Genomic DNA, 16,047 nt, shown 5'->3' with positions numbered 1-16,047 from the left:
CCAGTTCCCGTCTACCCGACCTCTCTTAGCCTCTTCAATCCAGCGTCCAAGAACTTTTTGACGAGCTCGTCACTCGCGGACATGAGATCGTCACCTCCATGCCTTTGGAGTTCCTCCGCAGCCTCAACGAATTCGACCACCAAGTCTTGTAAATCCTCAGGCGATTTGTCCAGACGTTTGAGCATCTTCAAACTGTTGTGGGCGTATCCGAGAAAGGTCCGGTTTCTTTCCACGATCTGCGCGAGCATTTCAGGCGTAATTTGCTCGCTTGGTGACACGAATTGCCCGTCTTTCCAGTCCACATATAGGGACGCATTTTTGGCATCGTTTGAGGTCTTGTGAAACTCCATCTGGAGCTTCTCGAACTCCTTCCGCGCTGTTTCCCAGTCTCCGCGTGCGTTGGCATCTTTCTCTGCTTTCGACCCGCTGAGCATGTAGGCATTGCTTTTGTTCTTGGAGGAGTGGCGTTTAAGCGCTCCTAGAATCCTGTTCTGATCAACTTCAAGTCCCGACAGCAAACTAGTTGCCCACCAGCCCATGTTCTCGATTTTTGAGCATTCTTCGAGAGAAATTTGATGGAGACAGAGCGCTCGTGCCGTTGCGCCGGCTTTTGCCAAGAGTTCTGCCTCGAAGTACAGCTTCTCGGCGTTATCGAACGTCAATTCCGCGCCGCGCACAAGGACGCTCAGGAACGCACGATCTATCGTTGGAAGAGCTTCGACCATCTCAGGATATCACGCGGCTGTTATACACTGCGATCCAGGCATCGTGCTCAGCTTTGAGATTTTCAACAAGGGCATTCACCGTCAAATCATTGATTGCCTGGGGCCTTCCATGAGCGAACGCGTTTCTGCGTTCGTGGATGTCCTTAAGTAGATCTGCAACTCCGGGAAACCCATTGACGCGAAGGTCGTCGAAATAATTCGTCCCGAAGAATATCTTGTAGAGGTCGAAGAGGCGGGTCCCAATTCCAGAGTAACGCCGAAGCTCGTCGTCTAAGACACGTTGTGGGAGGGCACGCATGGCAGTTCGGTGAAGCCTCTCGATACGAGTTTCGAAGTAGCTCCAGAACAGCAGCACCAGCGCCGCCCGAGCGGATGGGCGCTCAGCATCGGCAAGGTGTGAAAACCGTTCAAATTCAGCGACCGGACGCTCCCACTCACGCTGCAGCATCTGCAGATAAATGTGGTCCTCATAGCGACCTTCGGCACCAGCGAAGGCCGGATGGATGATCATCTGTTGGCCCTTTATCCTCGTGATCTGAGGCGAGGTGTCGAATGGGTCGGCACCACAAGCCGGGCAGGGTGCATCAATCTTCCTAATGCCTGCGCAGTCCCCGCTGCATGACACGTAGCCCGACCAGAGGCTTGCCCATGATTTGCCAGGTAACTCGTCGAACCACATCGGATGACCGCATCGTGCCGTTTGTCAAACTAGACGCCATTCTGGTCACGATCAGCGTCGAGCAATCAAGCTGACGTTTCGCAAAAAGGCAGTAAAACGCCGCAAATTCCATTTTTTGGGCGCCGTGCCGGGCTTCCAGGGCCTTCTTCCAGTTGTTGCTTGATCTATCGGCAGAATGGTGTCGGAGATTGCGAGGCCTGAACGTCTCATGATGCAACGCGGATGAGACTTCCCATATATAAACCTGCGGTTCTTGCCGGCGCCTCCGGCGGAAACGACGCACTGCGACGACCGACTATGGGCCGGATCGGATATCGAATCCTTATGATCACATCCTTCGCCGAATTCCTCGAGCAGCTTCAGGAAAAAGAGGCTGCCATCCTCGCCGGACAATCCGTGACCCATGGTCCGACGATCGGCGATATGTACGAAGGCCTGACCCGCGAACTTCTTGAGCGCGCTATCCCAGAACAGCTAAACGTCCGCTTGGTGGATGGCTTTGTGCTCGGCGTTGATGGAAAACTCAGTCACCAGACCGATGCGATGCTGGTAATGGGCGAGAAGGGGCAACGGATACCTAAGACCGATCAGTGGATCTGGCCGATCGAAGACGTTCTGGCCGTCTTCGAGGTCAAGAAGAGCCTTTTCGGAAACCAGCTTGTCGATAGCATCGAGAAGATGCGCATCGTCTCGCTCCAGCAGAAAGAGCTGATGGCCTCAGAGCGAAAGCGGGTGAAACTCGGCCCGTCCAAGGACGCCTTCGCACGTCTCATGGGGCGTTTTCCATCGGTGGGAGAGCTGGAAGACTTCCAAGGGGCAGGGGGTGAGATCCTGCGGACCATTGCCCACGAGCAGTTGGCGCCGGTTAGGATCGTTTTCGGCTATGAAGGGTACGCAGACGAGACAGGTCTTCGGAAAGGTTTTCTGGACGCTCTCCGGGACGCGCCAGGAGGCATCGCAGGGCCTGCGGTACTCCCCAACCTCATTGTTTGTCGCAAGAACGCCATCCTCAAGATGAATGGCCATCCGTTCGTCTCGCCGGTCGGCGATGACGGCCGGTGGAACTTATTCGGCTCCACCCGCGCAGCGCCTTTCGCCCTCTTGCTGGAACTCATTTGGACGCGCCTCGGGAACGAGTTTAACGCACAATTTCCTATCGATGACAGCCTGACCAAGGAGGTCATCGCCCCGCTTCTGGCTGGTGAAGTCGTGACAGACGGATCAGTCCGCGGCTGGATGTTCCATTATAGCATGTTGAGCAAGAAGCAGCTCGCTGACACAACGGCCGATCAGTGGGAGCCTTTTGCGGTTACGCTTGAAGAATACGTGATCTTCGGTATGGCCATGAACGGCGGCGGGCTGGATCTCAATGATCAAAGCCTACAAGAAGGGGCGGCGCAATCGGGGCTTAATCTCAAGGCATTCGCGGATCGCCTGGTTGCGGCGCGGCTGTTTTCGTGGGTCGCTCCGGATGTCGCGCACCCGGTGAACGACACCATCCACACTTCAGTGACACCCGATGGCAATTTCTGGCTATCGGACAATCAAAAGCTGTTGGGGTTGTGGAGCCAGCAGTACGTGCCGAAGCCAAAAAAGTAGTTTCATGAAGTTCTAAGATAGGGTGCTCATTTGCGTCTCGATGCACCCAGTCTTGCATTTCGCCCTGATCCCGAGGCGGCAGCCTCCCCGTTCGCCTTTTGTGCTTCGAAAGTCGCATAAAGGGCAGTGTGGAACTGGTGTGATGTCCGGAATTATTCGGCAGTTCAGGCGGTTTACCAGTCCGGAATTAAGGGCCGCCGGGTGTTCGGCCTATGTGATTGAGAACAATGGAATTTTCAAGCAGAGGCCAGGAGTTCCCGATCCATAGGTCGGGTTTACCAATAGCCTCAATGACAGCTGATTCTGGACTGGTGCTAAGTGATAGGATTGGCGTGGAATTTAAGCACCCTTATTGGTCAACCCACTTCCGTCGGCAACGGATTGGTCAACCCGAGACCCCAGGATTGGTAAACCGAAGCGGCAGCCCTATCGACCAAGGTTCAGCTCTGTACTCCCCAATCCGTTGAGACAGATGGCGTCAGAATCTCGGCGTAGTCAATGTGCGCGCATAACAGCGACGTCCTGACTTAATTCCGGACTGCGACAGATAATTCTGGACGCCACATCTTGTTCCGGCCCCTAGCTCGCCGACCATTGGTGTGCCTGCTCCTCCGACGGGTCGGCTCTCCGGACGCTGGCAGGACGGAGTCGGCCAAAGATCGGCCATGCGATGCCGGCATGGATACCTCCACCGAGGTATTGCAGCGCGGCTTGAAGCCGGCGATACGGCTCCAGCCCGGGCAGACCTCGCGGACCGTTGAAGGGAAGGATGCGGGCAAGGGGCGGGTCATGCACCTGGAACGGCCAGGAGCAGGCGGTGCAGCTGTCGATCGGCATGGTGGTGGAGATTTCAAATTGCGCGGCCGATATCCGCAGCGCTGGACCGGGCGCCATGATGGTTGCCGCGCCCTTCAGTTGCCCGAACCATTCCCGTTTATGTCGCTCGTACAACCGAGAGGACCAGCGCAAGGGATCAAGCGAGGTAGCACGATGATCGAAATTCTACCTGCTGCCTCCAAGGACCAACGGGACGGAAGGACAAACTCGGTTCTTCGCTTGCTGCGGTTTTTCGCCCGTTTGCTCGGCACCATCGTCGTCGGAAGCGTGCTGGCCTTATTTTACTGCGTGTGGCACCTGACCTTCCTTGCGCTCTGCATGTTCCGCCCTGTCGTCACCTCCTTGTCCTTGCCGGGCTTGTCATGGTTCCGCTCTCGATCGCGGCTTTCGTGAAGCCCGAAGCTGCGAATGGGATGCCTGGGCCTTTCTCCTGATGGCGATCGGCTTCATCGGCTTTGCTACGGCTGGTTCACACCACCGGGCGAGGTCGATCCGTTTGAACGCCATCGCCGCCGAGACTGGCCCTGACGATCTCCGCGACCTTCCTTCATGACGCTCACGGCTTGACGAACGATTGGCCTTGGCCGCCTCGTTAATCTCCTTGCGCCGGAAATAGATCGCGCGCCCTCAACGGATCGGACTGTGGCCCTGCACGATAATGATCTGCTCGTCCTTGCGCATGGATTGGGCTGGCCGGCGCCGGCAGCCTGGCAAAACTCGCCAACCAACGATCGTCGCCAGCAAGATCTGCGCCGTCGCCGAAGCGCTGCTGCTGGCGGAAAGAGGCGGCGCCGACCCGGCGCGCGTGCGCGAGGCGCTGCTCGGCGGCTTTGCCGACTCGACGGTGTTCCGCCAGCACGGGCGGCGCATGATTGAGGCCGATTTTAGTGCCCGGCGGTCCAGCCAAATATCAGATCAAGGATACCGGCATCGCCCTAGTGCTGGCAGCCTCCTTGGGGCTGACCTTGCCGGTCGCAACCGAGGTCGACCGGATTTTCCGCGGCCTCGTCGACAGTGGCGGGAGCAACCTCGACCATAGCGCAGCAATCCTCGAGCTGCGGCGCATGAACCCTCGATAGGTGCCAGACGGGCAATTGGGAGGTTCAGTGGCTCCCGCAGCTATGCCTGCTCATGATGGCTTCCAGCCATTTGGATCCCATTGAAGCGCATCGCCAGGCGCCACATCTCGGCGGATGCGTCGGCTCTCTGCTTCAGGGCGTCGACCTTGACCCTAGGCCGGGCGACCCATTTCGCTCCTTTGCATGCCCGTCCATAGCGATGCTCTCGCTAATAGCCGACGAACCCACTCAAGTTGAGGAAGAACCCATTACAAAATCCAAGTCTCATGATCAAATTAACTCCTTATTCTCAGCACAACGCCTGAAATCATTGGTGTCCGATCGTTATAATTAAATGGAAAGCGACGATTCAAGCGAAGATCGGCGGTGACGACCGCCGGAAGCTTGACGGTGATGGTTTGTAAGTCGCCATCGGGTTTACGGATCCGCCATACCACTCAATGCCGCCTGTTCATTTCGCTCTGCCGCTGCGATCGAGCAAAGCAAATTGAAAAAATAGCGCTTAGCAAGTAGGACGCTTTCTTGTAGCGATCTGTCTTGAGCAAGTGACGCAGCAATGGCGCTGGACAGCACGCAACCCGTTCCGCGCGTCCCACGCTGCAGGCGAGGGGCTTCGAACTGAACCGCGGCGTGGTTCGGCTGCACTGAGAGACTTCGACTTATTTCATCTCTTTCGACCTAACCTTTGTCGAGCTTCGAAAGTCGGGCCGAACGGGGAATTCTCACAGGCGGTTACGGTTGCCCTGGAAGTCGCGTGTCACGTGCAGAGCTCTCTTCAGCCGCTGACAACCCGGAAGCGGCCACTGTGCCGGCCGAACTTCAGGCTGACTGTTTCGTCGGGCTATGGAGTCCAGGACAAGGGGCTGCTGAAAGACGGGGATCTGTCCGAGGCGAGAGACCTCCTTCGACGCCTGCTCGATCGCCAGGACGCCTTCGCGCTTCCGCAAGGCCGCAGCAACGACCGGCACCATTTGCAATATGCCGACGCCGACTTCGCCGGGCGCTACCACCAGAATGCCTTTCCGAAAACGCGCAGTGCGATTTCGCTTTCGACAAAAGGGCTTTGATAGTGTTCCTGCAGCTCGCCGAGGCCATGGTTTGTTCAAGCTTGGGCACCGCGTGCGGACGATCTGCGAGGCTGCGCAAGACGCTTCCCACTGCTCCGCGATGCCACCAAGACCGTCTTCGCCGCCGTCGCATCACCCCCATTGCTTGCCATGGCGCCCGCTGAAGAACCAGAGCTGACGCATGAGGAACCTCCCTTCTGGGGTCAGGGGAAGCGGGACTCTAGCGACCAAGCATCGGCACGTAATCGCGTTCCGTCGCGCCGGTGTAGAGCTGGCGCGGGCGGCCGATCTTCTGGTGCGGGTCCTCGATCATTTCCTTCCACTGGGCGATCCAGCCGACGGTGCGCGCGACCGCGAACAGCACGGTGAACATGGTGGGGGGGAAGCCGAGCGCCTTCAGCGTTATGCCGGAATAGAAGTCGACATTCGGATAGAGCTTCTTTTCGATGAAGTACTCGTCGGTCAACGCGATCTTCTCCAACTCCATCGCGATGTCGAGCAGCGGATCGTCCTTGATGCCGAATTCGCCCAACACCTCATGCGCGGTCTTCTGCATGATCTTGGCGCGCGGATCGTAGTTCTTGTACACGCGATGGCCGAAGCCCATCAGCCGGAACGGGTCGTTCTTGTCCTTGGCGCGGGCAATGAATTCCGGAATGTGATCGACATGGCCGATCTCGCCCAGCATGTTCAGCGCCGCTTCGTTGGCGCCGCCATGCGCCGGACCCCACAGGCAAGCGATGCCGGCGGCGATGCAGGCGAAGGGGTTGGCGCCGGAAGAGCCGGCGAGGCGAACCGTCGAGGTCGAGGCGTTCTGCTCGTGGTCGGCATGGAGGATGAAGATGCGCTCCATCGCGCGCGCCAGCACCGGATTGATCTTGTACTCCTCGCAGGGCACGGCAAAGCACATGTGCAGGAAATTGGCCGCGAAGCCGAGATCGTTCTTCGGATAAATGAAGGGCTGGCCGATATGGTATTTGTAGGCCATCGCCGCGATCGTCGGCATCTTGGCGATCAGGCGCATCGAGGCGACCATGCGCTGATACGGGTCCGAGATGTCGGTCGAGTCGTGGTAGAAGGCCGACAACGCGCCAACCACGCCGCACATCACGGCCATCGGATGAGCGTCGCGGCGGAAGCCGGTGAAGAAGCGCGACATCTGCTCGTGCACCGTCGTGTGGCGCGTCACGCGATAGTCGAAATCCTCCTTCTGCGCCTTGGTCGGAAGTTCGCCGTAGAGCAGCAGGTAGCAGACCTCGAGGAAGTCGCCATGCTCGGCGAGCTGGTCGATCGGATAGCCGCGATGCAAGAGGATGCCGGAATCGCCATCGATGAACGTGATCGCCGACTGGCAACTCGCAGTCGAGGTGAAGCCGGGATCGTAGGTGAACGCCCCCGTTTCCGTATAGAGGCCCCCTATGTCTATGACGTCCGGCCCCATTGTGCCCTGATGGACCTCAAGCGAGTATTTGTGACCGCTCAACTCAAGGCTCAAATTCCCTGGTTTCAAAGCTGTGGCCGCATTGAAGTTCATTGGCATTCCACCTTGCTCGGTTTCATTTTTTCGGCGCTAAGGTGCATGGCTGGCTGCGATCGCTGTTGAAGCGATCGCTTTTTCGACCGCTTCAGATCGTCACGCGGCGAATTGATTCATCGTGTTGTGAGTCCCACCCGCTTTGAGCGCCGCCTCGCCGGCGAAATACTCTTTGTGGTCGTCCCCAAGATCGGAGCCCGCCATGTTCTGGTGCTTGACGCAGGCGATACCCTGCCGGATTTCCTTGCGCTGAACATTGGTCACGTATCCCAACATGCCCTGGTCGCCGAAATATTCCTTGGCGAGATTGTCAGTCGACAATGCGGCGGTGTGGTAGGTCGGCAGGGTGATGAGATGGTGGAAAATCCCGGCGCGCGCTGCCGCATCGCGCTGGAAAGTGCGAATCTTCTCGTCTGCTTCCCGAGCGAGTTCGGAATTGTCGTACTCGGCGCTCATCAGCCTTGCACGCTCATAACCAGTCACGTCCTTGTCCTGGTCAAGCCATGTGTCGAAGACCTGCTGCCTGAAGTTCAGCGTCCAATTAAAAGATGGCGAGTTGTTGTAGACCAGCTTGGCAGCGGGCATGGTCTGGCGGATGCGATCGACCATGCCGGCAATCTGCTCGATGTGCGGCTTCTCGGTCTCGATCCAAAGCAGGTCCGCACCATTCTGCAGCGCATTGATGCAGTCCAGAACACATCTGTCCTGGCCGGTACCTTCTCGGAATTGAAAAAGGTTGGATCGCAGGCGCTTTGGCCGCAGAACCTTCGAGCCTCGCGTGATGAGAACATCGCCGTTTGAGAAATTACCCTCCGCAACTTCCTCGCAATCGAGGAAGGAGTTGTAGACGTCACCAATGTCACCTTCAGCGGCGCTGAAGGCGATCTGCTTGGTGAGGCCAGCGCCGAGCGAGTCGGTGCGGGCGACGATTATCCCGTCGTCGACCCCAAGCTCCAGAAACGCGTAGCGACAGGCACGGATCTTGGCGACAAAATCCTCATGCGGGACCGTGACCTTGCCGTCCTGATGACCGCATTGTTTTTCGTCCGAGACCTGGTTTTCGATCTGAAGGGCGCACGCGCCGGCCTCGATCATCTTCTTGGCCAAAAGATAGGTCGCTTCAGCATTCCCAAAACCGGCATCAATATCCGCAATAATGGGAATGACATGGGTCTGATAGTTATCGATCGCTTCAAGCAACTGGCGCTCGCGATCGGCGTCGCCGCTCTCCCTCGCCTGGTCGACGTCGCGGAACATCATGCCAAGCTCGCGAGCATCAGCCTGACGCAGGAAAGTGTACAGCTCGTTAATCAACGCCGCGACACTGGTCTTTTCGTGCATTGACTGATCCGGCAGCGGCCCAAATTCCGAGCGGAGCGCCGCGACCATCCAGCCAGACAGATAGAGGTATCGGCGTTCAGTCGTGCCAAAGTGCTTCTTGATTGATATGACCTTTTGCTGACCAATGAAACCATGCCAGCAGCCGAGGGATTGAGTGTACTTGCTGGCATCCCGATCATAGGCTGCCATGTCATTTCGCATGATTTTTGCAGTGTACTTGGCAATATCGAGGCCGGTGCTGAACCTGTTCTGCAACCGCATCCGAGCGACCGCTTCAACGGATATGCCGGTCCAGTTTTTATTGGCGCTGATTGTGCTGCTCGCCTCGTTAGCGATGGTACGGTACAACATTGTGCTTCTCCAAGTCTAATAGCGGTTTCAGCGGCGAGCAGAGTGCAAGTAGCAGCCGGCCACCATCCCCAAATGTCGGACAGCCACATTCAAGAGACGCCCGGTCAGCCCCCGGAACTATGGCGAAGAGCGTGATGAGCGTTCGTCTCGGCAGCAGGTCCGTACAATCTGTCATCCGAACGAAAATGGAGCTGATCGTCACTCGCCGCCCATCGACCTGGACCGTCGGTTCTTCCGCGTTTTCCGCCCATTCCTCGTAGGCTTCCAAGGCATCATGAAACGCCATGTGCAGCCCGATTGGCGCGTGTCCATCGTGAAGCGGTGGTAGAAATTGCGATATTTCGCAAGGGTCGCCACTGGGAAGGCAGCATGAGCACCCATCAATCTTTTCCATAAACGACGGCCTCCGATCACTCACGCGACGAGCGCCATCAGACAGCGAGGCTGGCGTGACGTAGGATTTTGCTTTTCTGTAAAACTAGCTCACCAAAGCACTCAGGCCGGCAGATGCCACCTCCAGGAATGCCTCTTCGTCTGGACCCTCACGACAAGGAACGGTCATCCCGTTCCATCGTGTCGACGACGCAGCCAGGACCGGTGGATTCCGCTTCGCGATCATAACTCTGAATTTGTTCACTTCAGCCATCGACGTGTCCTCAATCCCGGCATATTGCGGGCCCTACCTGCCCCAGGCAATCACCTGCGGTGCTAAGTAACCGAAATCATTCGTATATGGGGAACCTGCGAACCAGCGCACCAACCTCCTCGCAAACCTCCCGCTCGATCGCCGCGTTGCCGTCTTCTCCGTTGGCCGACAGCCCGTCGATGACCTTCATCGCCAGTTGGCCCACCAGGCGGAACTCCTCGGCATGAAAGCCGCGTGTCGTGCAGGCGGGCGTCCCGAGCCTGATGCCCGACGTGACAGTGGGACTTTGCGGATCGAATGGAATGCCGTTTTTGTTGCAGGTAATGTTGGCGCGACCAAGGGCTGCCTCCACGGTCTTTCCGGTAAGCCGCTTGCGGCGCAGGTCGACAAGCATCAGATGCGTGTCGGTTCCACCCGATACCATGTCGACGCCGCTCGCCGCGATTGTTGCCGCCATTGTTTTAGCGTTGGCGACGACGTTGGTCGCATAGGTCTTGAACGCAGGCGTCAGCGCCTCGCCGAATGCAACCGCCTTCGCGGCGATGACATGCATCAACGGTCCGCCCTGCAGGCCGGGGAACACCGACGAGTTGATCTTCTTGCCTATCTCCTCGTCGTTGGACAGCACCATGCCGCCGCGCGGACCCCGCAGCGTCTTGTGCGTGGTGGTGGTAACAACATGCGCGTACTTCAGTGGATTGGGATGGGCGCCGCCGGCGACAAGACCAGCGAAATGCGCCATGTCGACGAACAGCTTGGCGCCGACCTCGTCGCAGATGCCGCGAAATACCTGAAAGTCGATGATGCGGGGGTAGGCCGAGCCGCCGGCAAGTATGACTTTGGGACGGTACTTGATTGCAAGGTCGCGGACCTCGTCATAGTCAATCCGCTGGTCTTGCGGCCTCACGCCGTAGGAGACGACATTGAACCATTTGCCGGACTGGTTGACCGGAGAGCCATGCGTCAGGTGCCCGCCGGCAGCGAGATTGAGCCCCATGAACGTGTCGCCGGGCTGCATCAGCGCCATGAACACCGACTGGTTTGCCTGACTGCCGGAATTGGGCTGGACGTTGGCATAGGAGCAGTTGAACAGCGCCTTGGCGCGATCGCGTGCTAAGTCTTCGATCTCGTCGACGTACTGACAGCCGCCGTAGTAGCGCCGGCCGGGATAGCCCTCGGCATACTTGTTCGTCAGTACCGAGCCTTGCGCCTCAAGCACCGCCTTCGAGACGATGTTTTCTGAAGCGATCAATTCGATCCCGTCGCACTGCCTGTGCAATTCGCGATTCATTGCAGCACTGACGGCCGGATCGGTCTCCGCCACGCCTGCGTAGAAGAACTGGCCCAAGCTGCCGAGACCCGGTCTTGTGGGAACGTTCATGAGGACCCTCCTTTTCAGGCGCGGCAGCGCCGTCCCTAGTTTCTAGCCGGTCCATCCAAGGCCGGTGGATATGCAGTTGATCGACAGTAGAAGCGCATTGATCGCCCGCTTCGGACTTGGTGCCGCAACGTCTTGTGATCGGACCTCGTGCAGAAGCTTGACCTGAAGCCGGTGGATGTCGTCCATCTGCGGGCGAACACGGTCGAAGTAACGCTTGAACGCCGGGAAGCGAGTCGACAGATCGACGCGCCCGGTGATCTCGCCGATCATCCTGCGCGTCAGCTCATACTCGGCGGTGATCTTCCTGTGGATGCGCTCGCCGGTTTCGGGTTCGATGACAAGCCCGGCGTAGAGCCGACCGATTTCCATGTCGGTCTGGTAAAGCATCTTGTCGACCTCATCGACAATGAGGCGGAAGAAGCGCGAGCGTTCGAACATCTGCTTCAGCAGTTCGACCCCGTGATCGCCGCGCACTGCAATAAAGGAATTGAGCGCGCTGCCAATCCCATACCAGCCAGTCAGCAGATGGCGATTCTGGCTCCAGGCGAAGACCCATGGGATCGCGCGAAGATCGGTGATGCTGCTGGCGCCAAACCGGCGCGGCGGCCGCGAGCCGATTTTCAGCAGTGCAAGTTCCTCGACCGGGCTTGCCTGGTTGAAGTAGTCAATGAAGCCGGGCTCGTTGATGAGGCTGGCATAAGAGGCCTGAGACATGCCGGTCAGCGCCTCGAGTGCCTCTTCGAACTCCGGATTGTCCTTCAGTTCGACCTCGTCGGCCGACTTGATGCTATGGGCAAGCACGCTGGCCGCCAAAATCTCGAGTTGATAGAGTCCGGTCCCGCGATTGGCGAATTTGGACGACACCACCTCGCCTTGCTCGGTAACGCGCATGACGCTGCCGACCGTTTGCGCCGGTTGTGCGGCGATCGCCCTACCTGTCGGCGCTCCGCCACGGCTGACGGATCCACCGCGGCCATGAAAGAAGCTGATCTTGATCCTGTTTTTCTGGCCCGTCCGGGTGAGTCGCTTCTGCGCCTTGTTCAGTTCCCAGTTGGAAGCGAGGAACCCTCCATCCTTGTTGGAATCCGAATAGCCGAGCATGATTTCCTGGCGGTTGCCAAAATCGCGAATAGAACGGCGAACGATCGACGTAACGAGCAACTGGTCAATGATTTCAGGAGCGGCCCGCAAGTCGTCGATCGTCTCGAAAAGCGGTACGACTTTGAGCCTGATTGTGCCCGAGCCGTCGAGCGCGGTTGCCAAACCGCAATACTGAGCGACGAGGTAGACGGCAAGGATGTCTTCGGCCGACTGCGTCATTGACAGGACGAAAGCCCCGATCGAGGTGCTGCCGGTGTCTGCAACGGCATCGCGAATGACGTCGAACAGATCAAGCAGTTCGCGGGCTTCCCCGGAAAGCCGGTCACGCTTTATCTTGAGCCTCTCGCCCGCAAGAAGACCTTGGCGGATGCGCGCCGACCATTGCGGGGTGCCCGGTCGGAGCGCAGTCGATCGCGCTGGGGCGGCCGCAGCAAATAACTCGGCCAAGACCCGGTTCACCATCGTCGAGTTCTGGCGAATATCGAGCGAGACAGTGCGAAAGCCAAAGCTGTCGAGCTGCTGCAACAGGGGCTGAACGAACCGCTTGGCAATCAGGGTACCGCCAATCTGATCGAGCACCTTCGATAGCGAAAGCAGATCCTTTCTGAAGGCCTCCTCGTTCGGGTAGGCGGCGCCGCTCCCTTGACCACGCAGCGCCTCAAGCCTGCGCAGCATGGCGGCGGCAAACTGCCGAAGCGGCTCGTCGGGATTCCTCGCCGCGAGATCTTGCCCCTCGCCGCTTCTTTCGAGCGCGACCGCCAGCGCCGGCCCAAAATCTTCTGGGATCTCGACGACGTTCGAGCTCGCGCTCAGCACCGTGACCAGATGCCGGACCCGTCCGAGATACCACTCGATCGCGGCACTGCGGCATTCAGACAGAGCAAATGCGGTGGTCTTCGCCGTCACATAAGGATTGCCGTCTCGATCACCACCGATCCATGAACCGTAGCGCATGAACGACGGCGCCCTGAGATCATGCTGTGGATAATGGCGCCGCAATGCGCTTTCGAGCGTCTCGTAAAGCTGCGGCGTCGCCTCGAAGATCACTTCCCGAAAGAAATGCAGCCCCCAAGCGATCTCGCGCTCGACCGACGGCCTTTCCAGTCGCAGCTCGCCGGTCATCCACAATATCTCGATCTCGCTCTTGAGATCGCGGATCAGCAGGTCGCGCTCGCGCGGCGCCCATCTTTGCTGTTCCAGCTCGGTCAGCTTGCGGTAGATGCGGCGGTGGACTTCGAGCACCGTAACGCGCTTCGCCTCGGTGGGATGCGCCGTCATCGTGGGACCGACGCAAAGATCGGCCAGGACCTCCCGAACCGCTTCGGCCGAGTAGCCGCGCGCCGCTATCTGGCCAATGACATTGGAAAATGATCCGACGACCTCGTCGGAACCGCCGGCCTGTTCAAGCTCGCGACGTGATCGCATTGCGGTGAGTTCGCGCGCAATGGCCAGTAGTTGAAACCAGATCCCAGTAGCCTGAAGGGCGGCAATCCGCCGCTCCTTGGGTAGCGTGCCAAGATCGACCAGTCCGTTGAGCACTTCCGCTATATCAGGCTCGCGGTCATTGACGACAGACAGCAACAGCCGAAATAGGAGGCTTCTCGCATCCTCTCGGAAACTAATTGGCCGGCTTTCTTGCAAGGCATCACTCTGTCCCTCGTATGAGTGATGGGAGTGTTTCTGGAGTAGACTCATGTTCATGCCTTTGGCCCGGGGGAATACTTAATGGTATTCCGGTTATGAATTCATTTTAATTCATGAATTCATTTTAATGCTGTGTTCCAATGCAAGCGACATCTTTGAATGACACTTTTTTGCCTCCGAGAGAACGCCCGAATGGGTAGGTTCAGCATTCATTCCGGGTAGGCTAGCGCAAGGGCTGTTTGGTCGGCAGGCGCCTCGCGTCACAAAATGCCTTGACAGAAATCGGGAGAAGAAAATAAGAAGGGCAATGCAGCGGGCTAGCTGCATTGGAATTGGGGTATTTGAAGCCCCCGACAGGCGCGATGGCGCCGTCGGGGGCTTTTTGTTTTTGCGCACGAGGAGGAGAAAATCGTGATGAAGAAGACTCCGTTTTACGAAAGGGGCCTTGAGCATGGGGCCAAAATGACCGAGCTATTCGGCTACTTCTTACCTTGGGAGTACAGCGTCGGACGTTCCCGGGAGCACGTGGCTACTCGCGAGAGCGTTTCACTATGTGATCTGGATTACATGGGAGAATTTGTGATTGAAGGATCCGATGCGCTTCGGTTTATCCAGATGCTCGCCACGAACGATTACTCTAAGAAGACGATCGGCTCCGTGCAGTACACCGCAATGTGTGACGAAGACGGTCAGATGATCGACGACTGTACGATCTGGTGCTTGGATAAGACCAAGTACATGATCATCAGCGGTTCGGAAGACGACTACACCTGGATTTCCAAACAGGCGAAGTCGTACAACGTGACCACCACCAACGTGACCGACAAGCATACAACGCTTGCTCTGCAGGGGCCGAAGGCTAGTCGCGTCCTGCAGTCACTGGTCGATATCGACCTGTCGACCATAGGCTACTATCGCTTCAGGCCAGCAAAAATTTCGGCGATCGAGTGCATCATCGCGCGCATGGGCTACACGGGTGAAGCCGGTTTCGAGCTCCATTTCGCTTCCAGTGAAGGACCGGCCATCTGGAATCTGGTCATGAAGGCTGGGGCACCCTACGAGATTGTTCCATGTGGCCAAGCCGCTTTGGAGAGCCTGCGTCAGGAAGCCGGATATCTTTTGGTCGGCAAGGATCATGATCGTCGCACTAACCCCCTCGAAGCCGGCATCGGCTTTGCGGTAAAATTTGGAAAAGAAGATTTCATAGGCAAGGCCGCCTTGCGGAGAATCGCGCGCGACGGGGTAACCCGGCGGATGGTGTGGCTCGACATTCCGTCCGGCGACGTGGCGGAAACCGGCGACAAAATTGTTGTCGGTGACCGAGAGATCGGATTAGTCACCAGCGGATCCTTCTCGCCGACCAGAAAGCGCGGAACCGCCATGGCTTATGTCAATCCGCCCCACGCGGTTCCGAGCCTGGACGTTGCCGTTGTCTTGAAGAATGGCAATCGAGCGGATGCGAAGCTGTCTGTGATGCCGCTGTATGATCCAGGCGACACCCGAACCAAGAGTTTCGCCTAACCTAGCGTTGAAAGCTTCCCCAATGCAGCTGGGGAAGCTTTCAGCAGCGCAGTTTTTGTTGATCCCTCGCCGCATACTAGACCGACAGGTGGGGCCTTTGTGAGTTTAGGGCTAGGCATTTCGGTCAGCCTCATCTTGGTGACAGCTGCAGGTCGAGGGATATCGACCGCAAATTTGCTTCACCAGAACAGGCCGAAGCGCTTAGTGCTCGCGCCTGGTTGCGCCGGGCCGATGACGATCACGCGTTTGACGGCGAATAGGGCCGCCTCCGTTCCCGAGCGGTGAGTCAGCGGCCGTCGCCTCTTTGAACCGTTGCGATCCGGCGCTGCCGGATCGAAAACCATTCCAGAGGGAAACATGTCCGAATTCAAGACCGACATTGAGATAGCTCGAGCAGCCAGGAAAAAACCGATCCAGGAGATCGGCGCCAAGATCGGCATCCCGTACGAGCACCTTTTGCCCTACGGCCACGACAAGGCGAAGGTCTCGGCCGAGTTCATCAAGTCGGTGAAGGGCAACAAGAACGGCAAGCTGATCCTTGT

12 protein-coding genes and 2 pseudogenes are annotated in these 16,047 nt (G+C 58.0%); 6 read left to right on the top strand and 8 right to left on the bottom strand.

Annotation, left to right across the window (positions count from 1 at the left end; all coding sequences use genetic code 11):
* Window positions 1-11: 11 nt before the first annotated feature.
* A complete protein-coding gene (locus tag LB528_RS25340; protein ID WP_224518275.1) occupies window positions 12-725 on the bottom strand; it encodes an AbiV family abortive infection protein in 714 nt (237 codons plus the stop codon).
* A 1-nt stretch (window position 726) separates the two neighbouring features.
* Complete coding sequence (locus LB528_RS25335; RefSeq protein WP_224518277.1) at window positions 727-1,236, bottom strand: hypothetical protein; 510 nt, start codon at window positions 1,234-1,236, stop codon at window positions 727-729.
* A gap of 492 nt (window positions 1,237-1,728) precedes the next feature.
* Here LB528_RS25335 and LB528_RS25330 point away from each other — a divergent pair, with 492 nt between their 5' ends.
* Both LB528_RS25330 and LB528_RS25325 read left to right on the top strand, forming a co-directional pair.
* Window positions 1,729-3,003, top strand: a complete 1,275-nt coding sequence (locus tag LB528_RS25330; protein WP_224518279.1) for a DUF6602 domain-containing protein — start codon at window positions 1,729-1,731, stop codon at window positions 3,001-3,003.
* A gap of 678 nt (window positions 3,004-3,681) precedes the next feature.
* Window positions 3,682-4,233, top strand: coding sequence for a hypothetical protein (locus tag LB528_RS25325; RefSeq protein ID WP_224518281.1), 552 nt, complete (start codon window positions 3,682-3,684; stop codon window positions 4,231-4,233).
* A gap of 177 nt (window positions 4,234-4,410) precedes the next feature.
* Here LB528_RS25325 and LB528_RS25320 read toward each other — a convergent pair.
* Window positions 4,411-4,527, bottom strand: a pseudogene (locus tag LB528_RS25320) (type IV secretory system conjugative DNA transfer family protein); the annotation flags it as partial.
* Between LB528_RS25320 and LB528_RS25315 the strand changes: the two are divergent.
* Window positions 4,524-4,919: pseudogene (locus LB528_RS25315) on the top strand (NAD-binding protein); the annotation flags it as partial. The pseudogenes LB528_RS25320 and LB528_RS25315 sit on opposite strands and share 4 nt — an antisense overlap.
* 417 nt (window positions 4,920-5,336) lie before the next feature.
* Here LB528_RS25315 and LB528_RS30625 read toward each other — a convergent pair.
* Window positions 5,337-5,564, bottom strand: a complete 228-nt coding sequence (locus LB528_RS30625; protein WP_224518283.1) for a bifunctional hydroxymethylpyrimidine kinase/phosphomethylpyrimidine kinase — start codon at window positions 5,562-5,564, stop codon at window positions 5,337-5,339.
* Here LB528_RS30625 and LB528_RS25305 point away from each other — a divergent pair.
* Window positions 5,465-5,986, top strand: coding sequence for a hypothetical protein (locus LB528_RS25305; RefSeq protein ID WP_224518300.1), 522 nt, complete (start codon window positions 5,465-5,467; stop codon window positions 5,984-5,986). The two genes, LB528_RS30625 and LB528_RS25305, sit on opposite strands and share 100 nt — an antisense overlap.
* A 220-nt stretch (window positions 5,987-6,206) precedes the next feature.
* Here the strand turns inward: LB528_RS25305 and gltA are convergent, their stop codons facing one another.
* The 4 genes from gltA to LB528_RS25285 all read right to left on the bottom strand — a co-directional run bounded on the left by gltA (window position 6,207) and on the right by LB528_RS25285 (window position 14,041).
* Complete coding sequence (gene gltA / locus LB528_RS25300) at window positions 6,207-7,526, bottom strand: citrate synthase (RefSeq protein ID WP_411962256.1); 1,320 nt, start codon at window positions 7,524-7,526, stop codon at window positions 6,207-6,209.
* Between the two features lie 93 nt (window positions 7,527-7,619).
* On the bottom strand, window positions 7,620-9,212 hold the full coding sequence (locus LB528_RS25295) for an isocitrate lyase (protein ID WP_224518287.1): 1,593 nt from the start codon (window positions 9,210-9,212) through the stop codon (window positions 7,620-7,622).
* 722 nt (window positions 9,213-9,934) lie between these two features.
* The gene (gene glyA / locus LB528_RS25290; protein WP_224518289.1) at window positions 9,935-11,239 is read right to left on the bottom strand and encodes a serine hydroxymethyltransferase; all 1,305 of its coding nucleotides are present in this window, start codon (window positions 11,237-11,239) and stop codon (window positions 9,935-9,937) included.
* Between the two features lie 42 nt (window positions 11,240-11,281).
* Window positions 11,282-14,041 (bottom strand): phosphoenolpyruvate carboxylase, encoded by a 2,760-nt coding sequence (locus LB528_RS25285; RefSeq protein WP_224518290.1) that lies wholly within the window; start codon window positions 14,039-14,041, stop codon window positions 11,282-11,284.
* Between the two features lie 357 nt (window positions 14,042-14,398).
* Here LB528_RS25285 and gcvT point away from each other — a divergent pair, with 357 nt between their 5' ends.
* Window positions 14,399-15,505 (top strand): glycine cleavage system aminomethyltransferase GcvT, encoded by a 1,107-nt coding sequence (gcvT, locus tag LB528_RS25280; protein WP_224518298.1) that lies wholly within the window; start codon window positions 14,399-14,401, stop codon window positions 15,503-15,505.
* Window positions 15,506-15,862: 357 nt separating this feature from the next.
* Window positions 15,863-16,047: formate--tetrahydrofolate ligase (locus LB528_RS25275; protein WP_224518292.1), on the top strand; the 185-nt coding region annotated here is incomplete at its 3' end.

Source organism: Mesorhizobium sp. CA4 (assembly GCF_020165075.1).
Taxonomy (GTDB): Bacteria; Pseudomonadota; Alphaproteobacteria; order Rhizobiales; family Rhizobiaceae; genus Mesorhizobium.
Note: the sequence above shows the minus strand (reverse complement) of the source record. Positions and strands in the feature narration are given on the sequence as shown.

Excerpts from the sequence above, each read along its gene's own strand:
- LB528_RS25340 (WP_224518275.1), bottom strand. The coding sequence starts at position 725 with ATGGTCGAAGCTCTTCCAACGATAGATCGTGCGTTCCTGAGCGTCCTT.
- gcvT (WP_224518298.1), top strand. The coding sequence starts at position 14,399 with ATGAAGAAGACTCCGTTTTACGAAAGGGGCCTTGAGCATGGGGCCAAA.
- glyA (WP_224518289.1), bottom strand. The coding sequence starts at position 11,239 with ATGAACGTTCCCACAAGACCGGGTCTCGGCAGCTTGGGCCAGTTCTTC.
- LB528_RS25325 (WP_224518281.1), top strand. The coding sequence starts at position 3,682 with ATGGATACCTCCACCGAGGTATTGCAGCGCGGCTTGAAGCCGGCGATA.
- gltA (WP_411962256.1), bottom strand. The coding sequence starts at position 7,526 with ATGCCAATGAACTTCAATGCGGCCACAGCTTTGAAACCAGGGAATTTG.
- LB528_RS25330 (WP_224518279.1), top strand. The coding sequence starts at position 1,729 with ATGATCACATCCTTCGCCGAATTCCTCGAGCAGCTTCAGGAAAAAGAG.
- LB528_RS25285 (WP_224518290.1), bottom strand. The coding sequence starts at position 14,041 with ATGAACATGAGTCTACTCCAGAAACACTCCCATCACTCATACGAGGGA.
- LB528_RS25295 (WP_224518287.1), bottom strand. The coding sequence starts at position 9,212 with ATGTTGTACCGTACCATCGCTAACGAGGCGAGCAGCACAATCAGCGCC.
- LB528_RS25335 (WP_224518277.1), bottom strand. The coding sequence starts at position 1,236 with ATGATCATCCATCCGGCCTTCGCTGGTGCCGAAGGTCGCTATGAGGAC.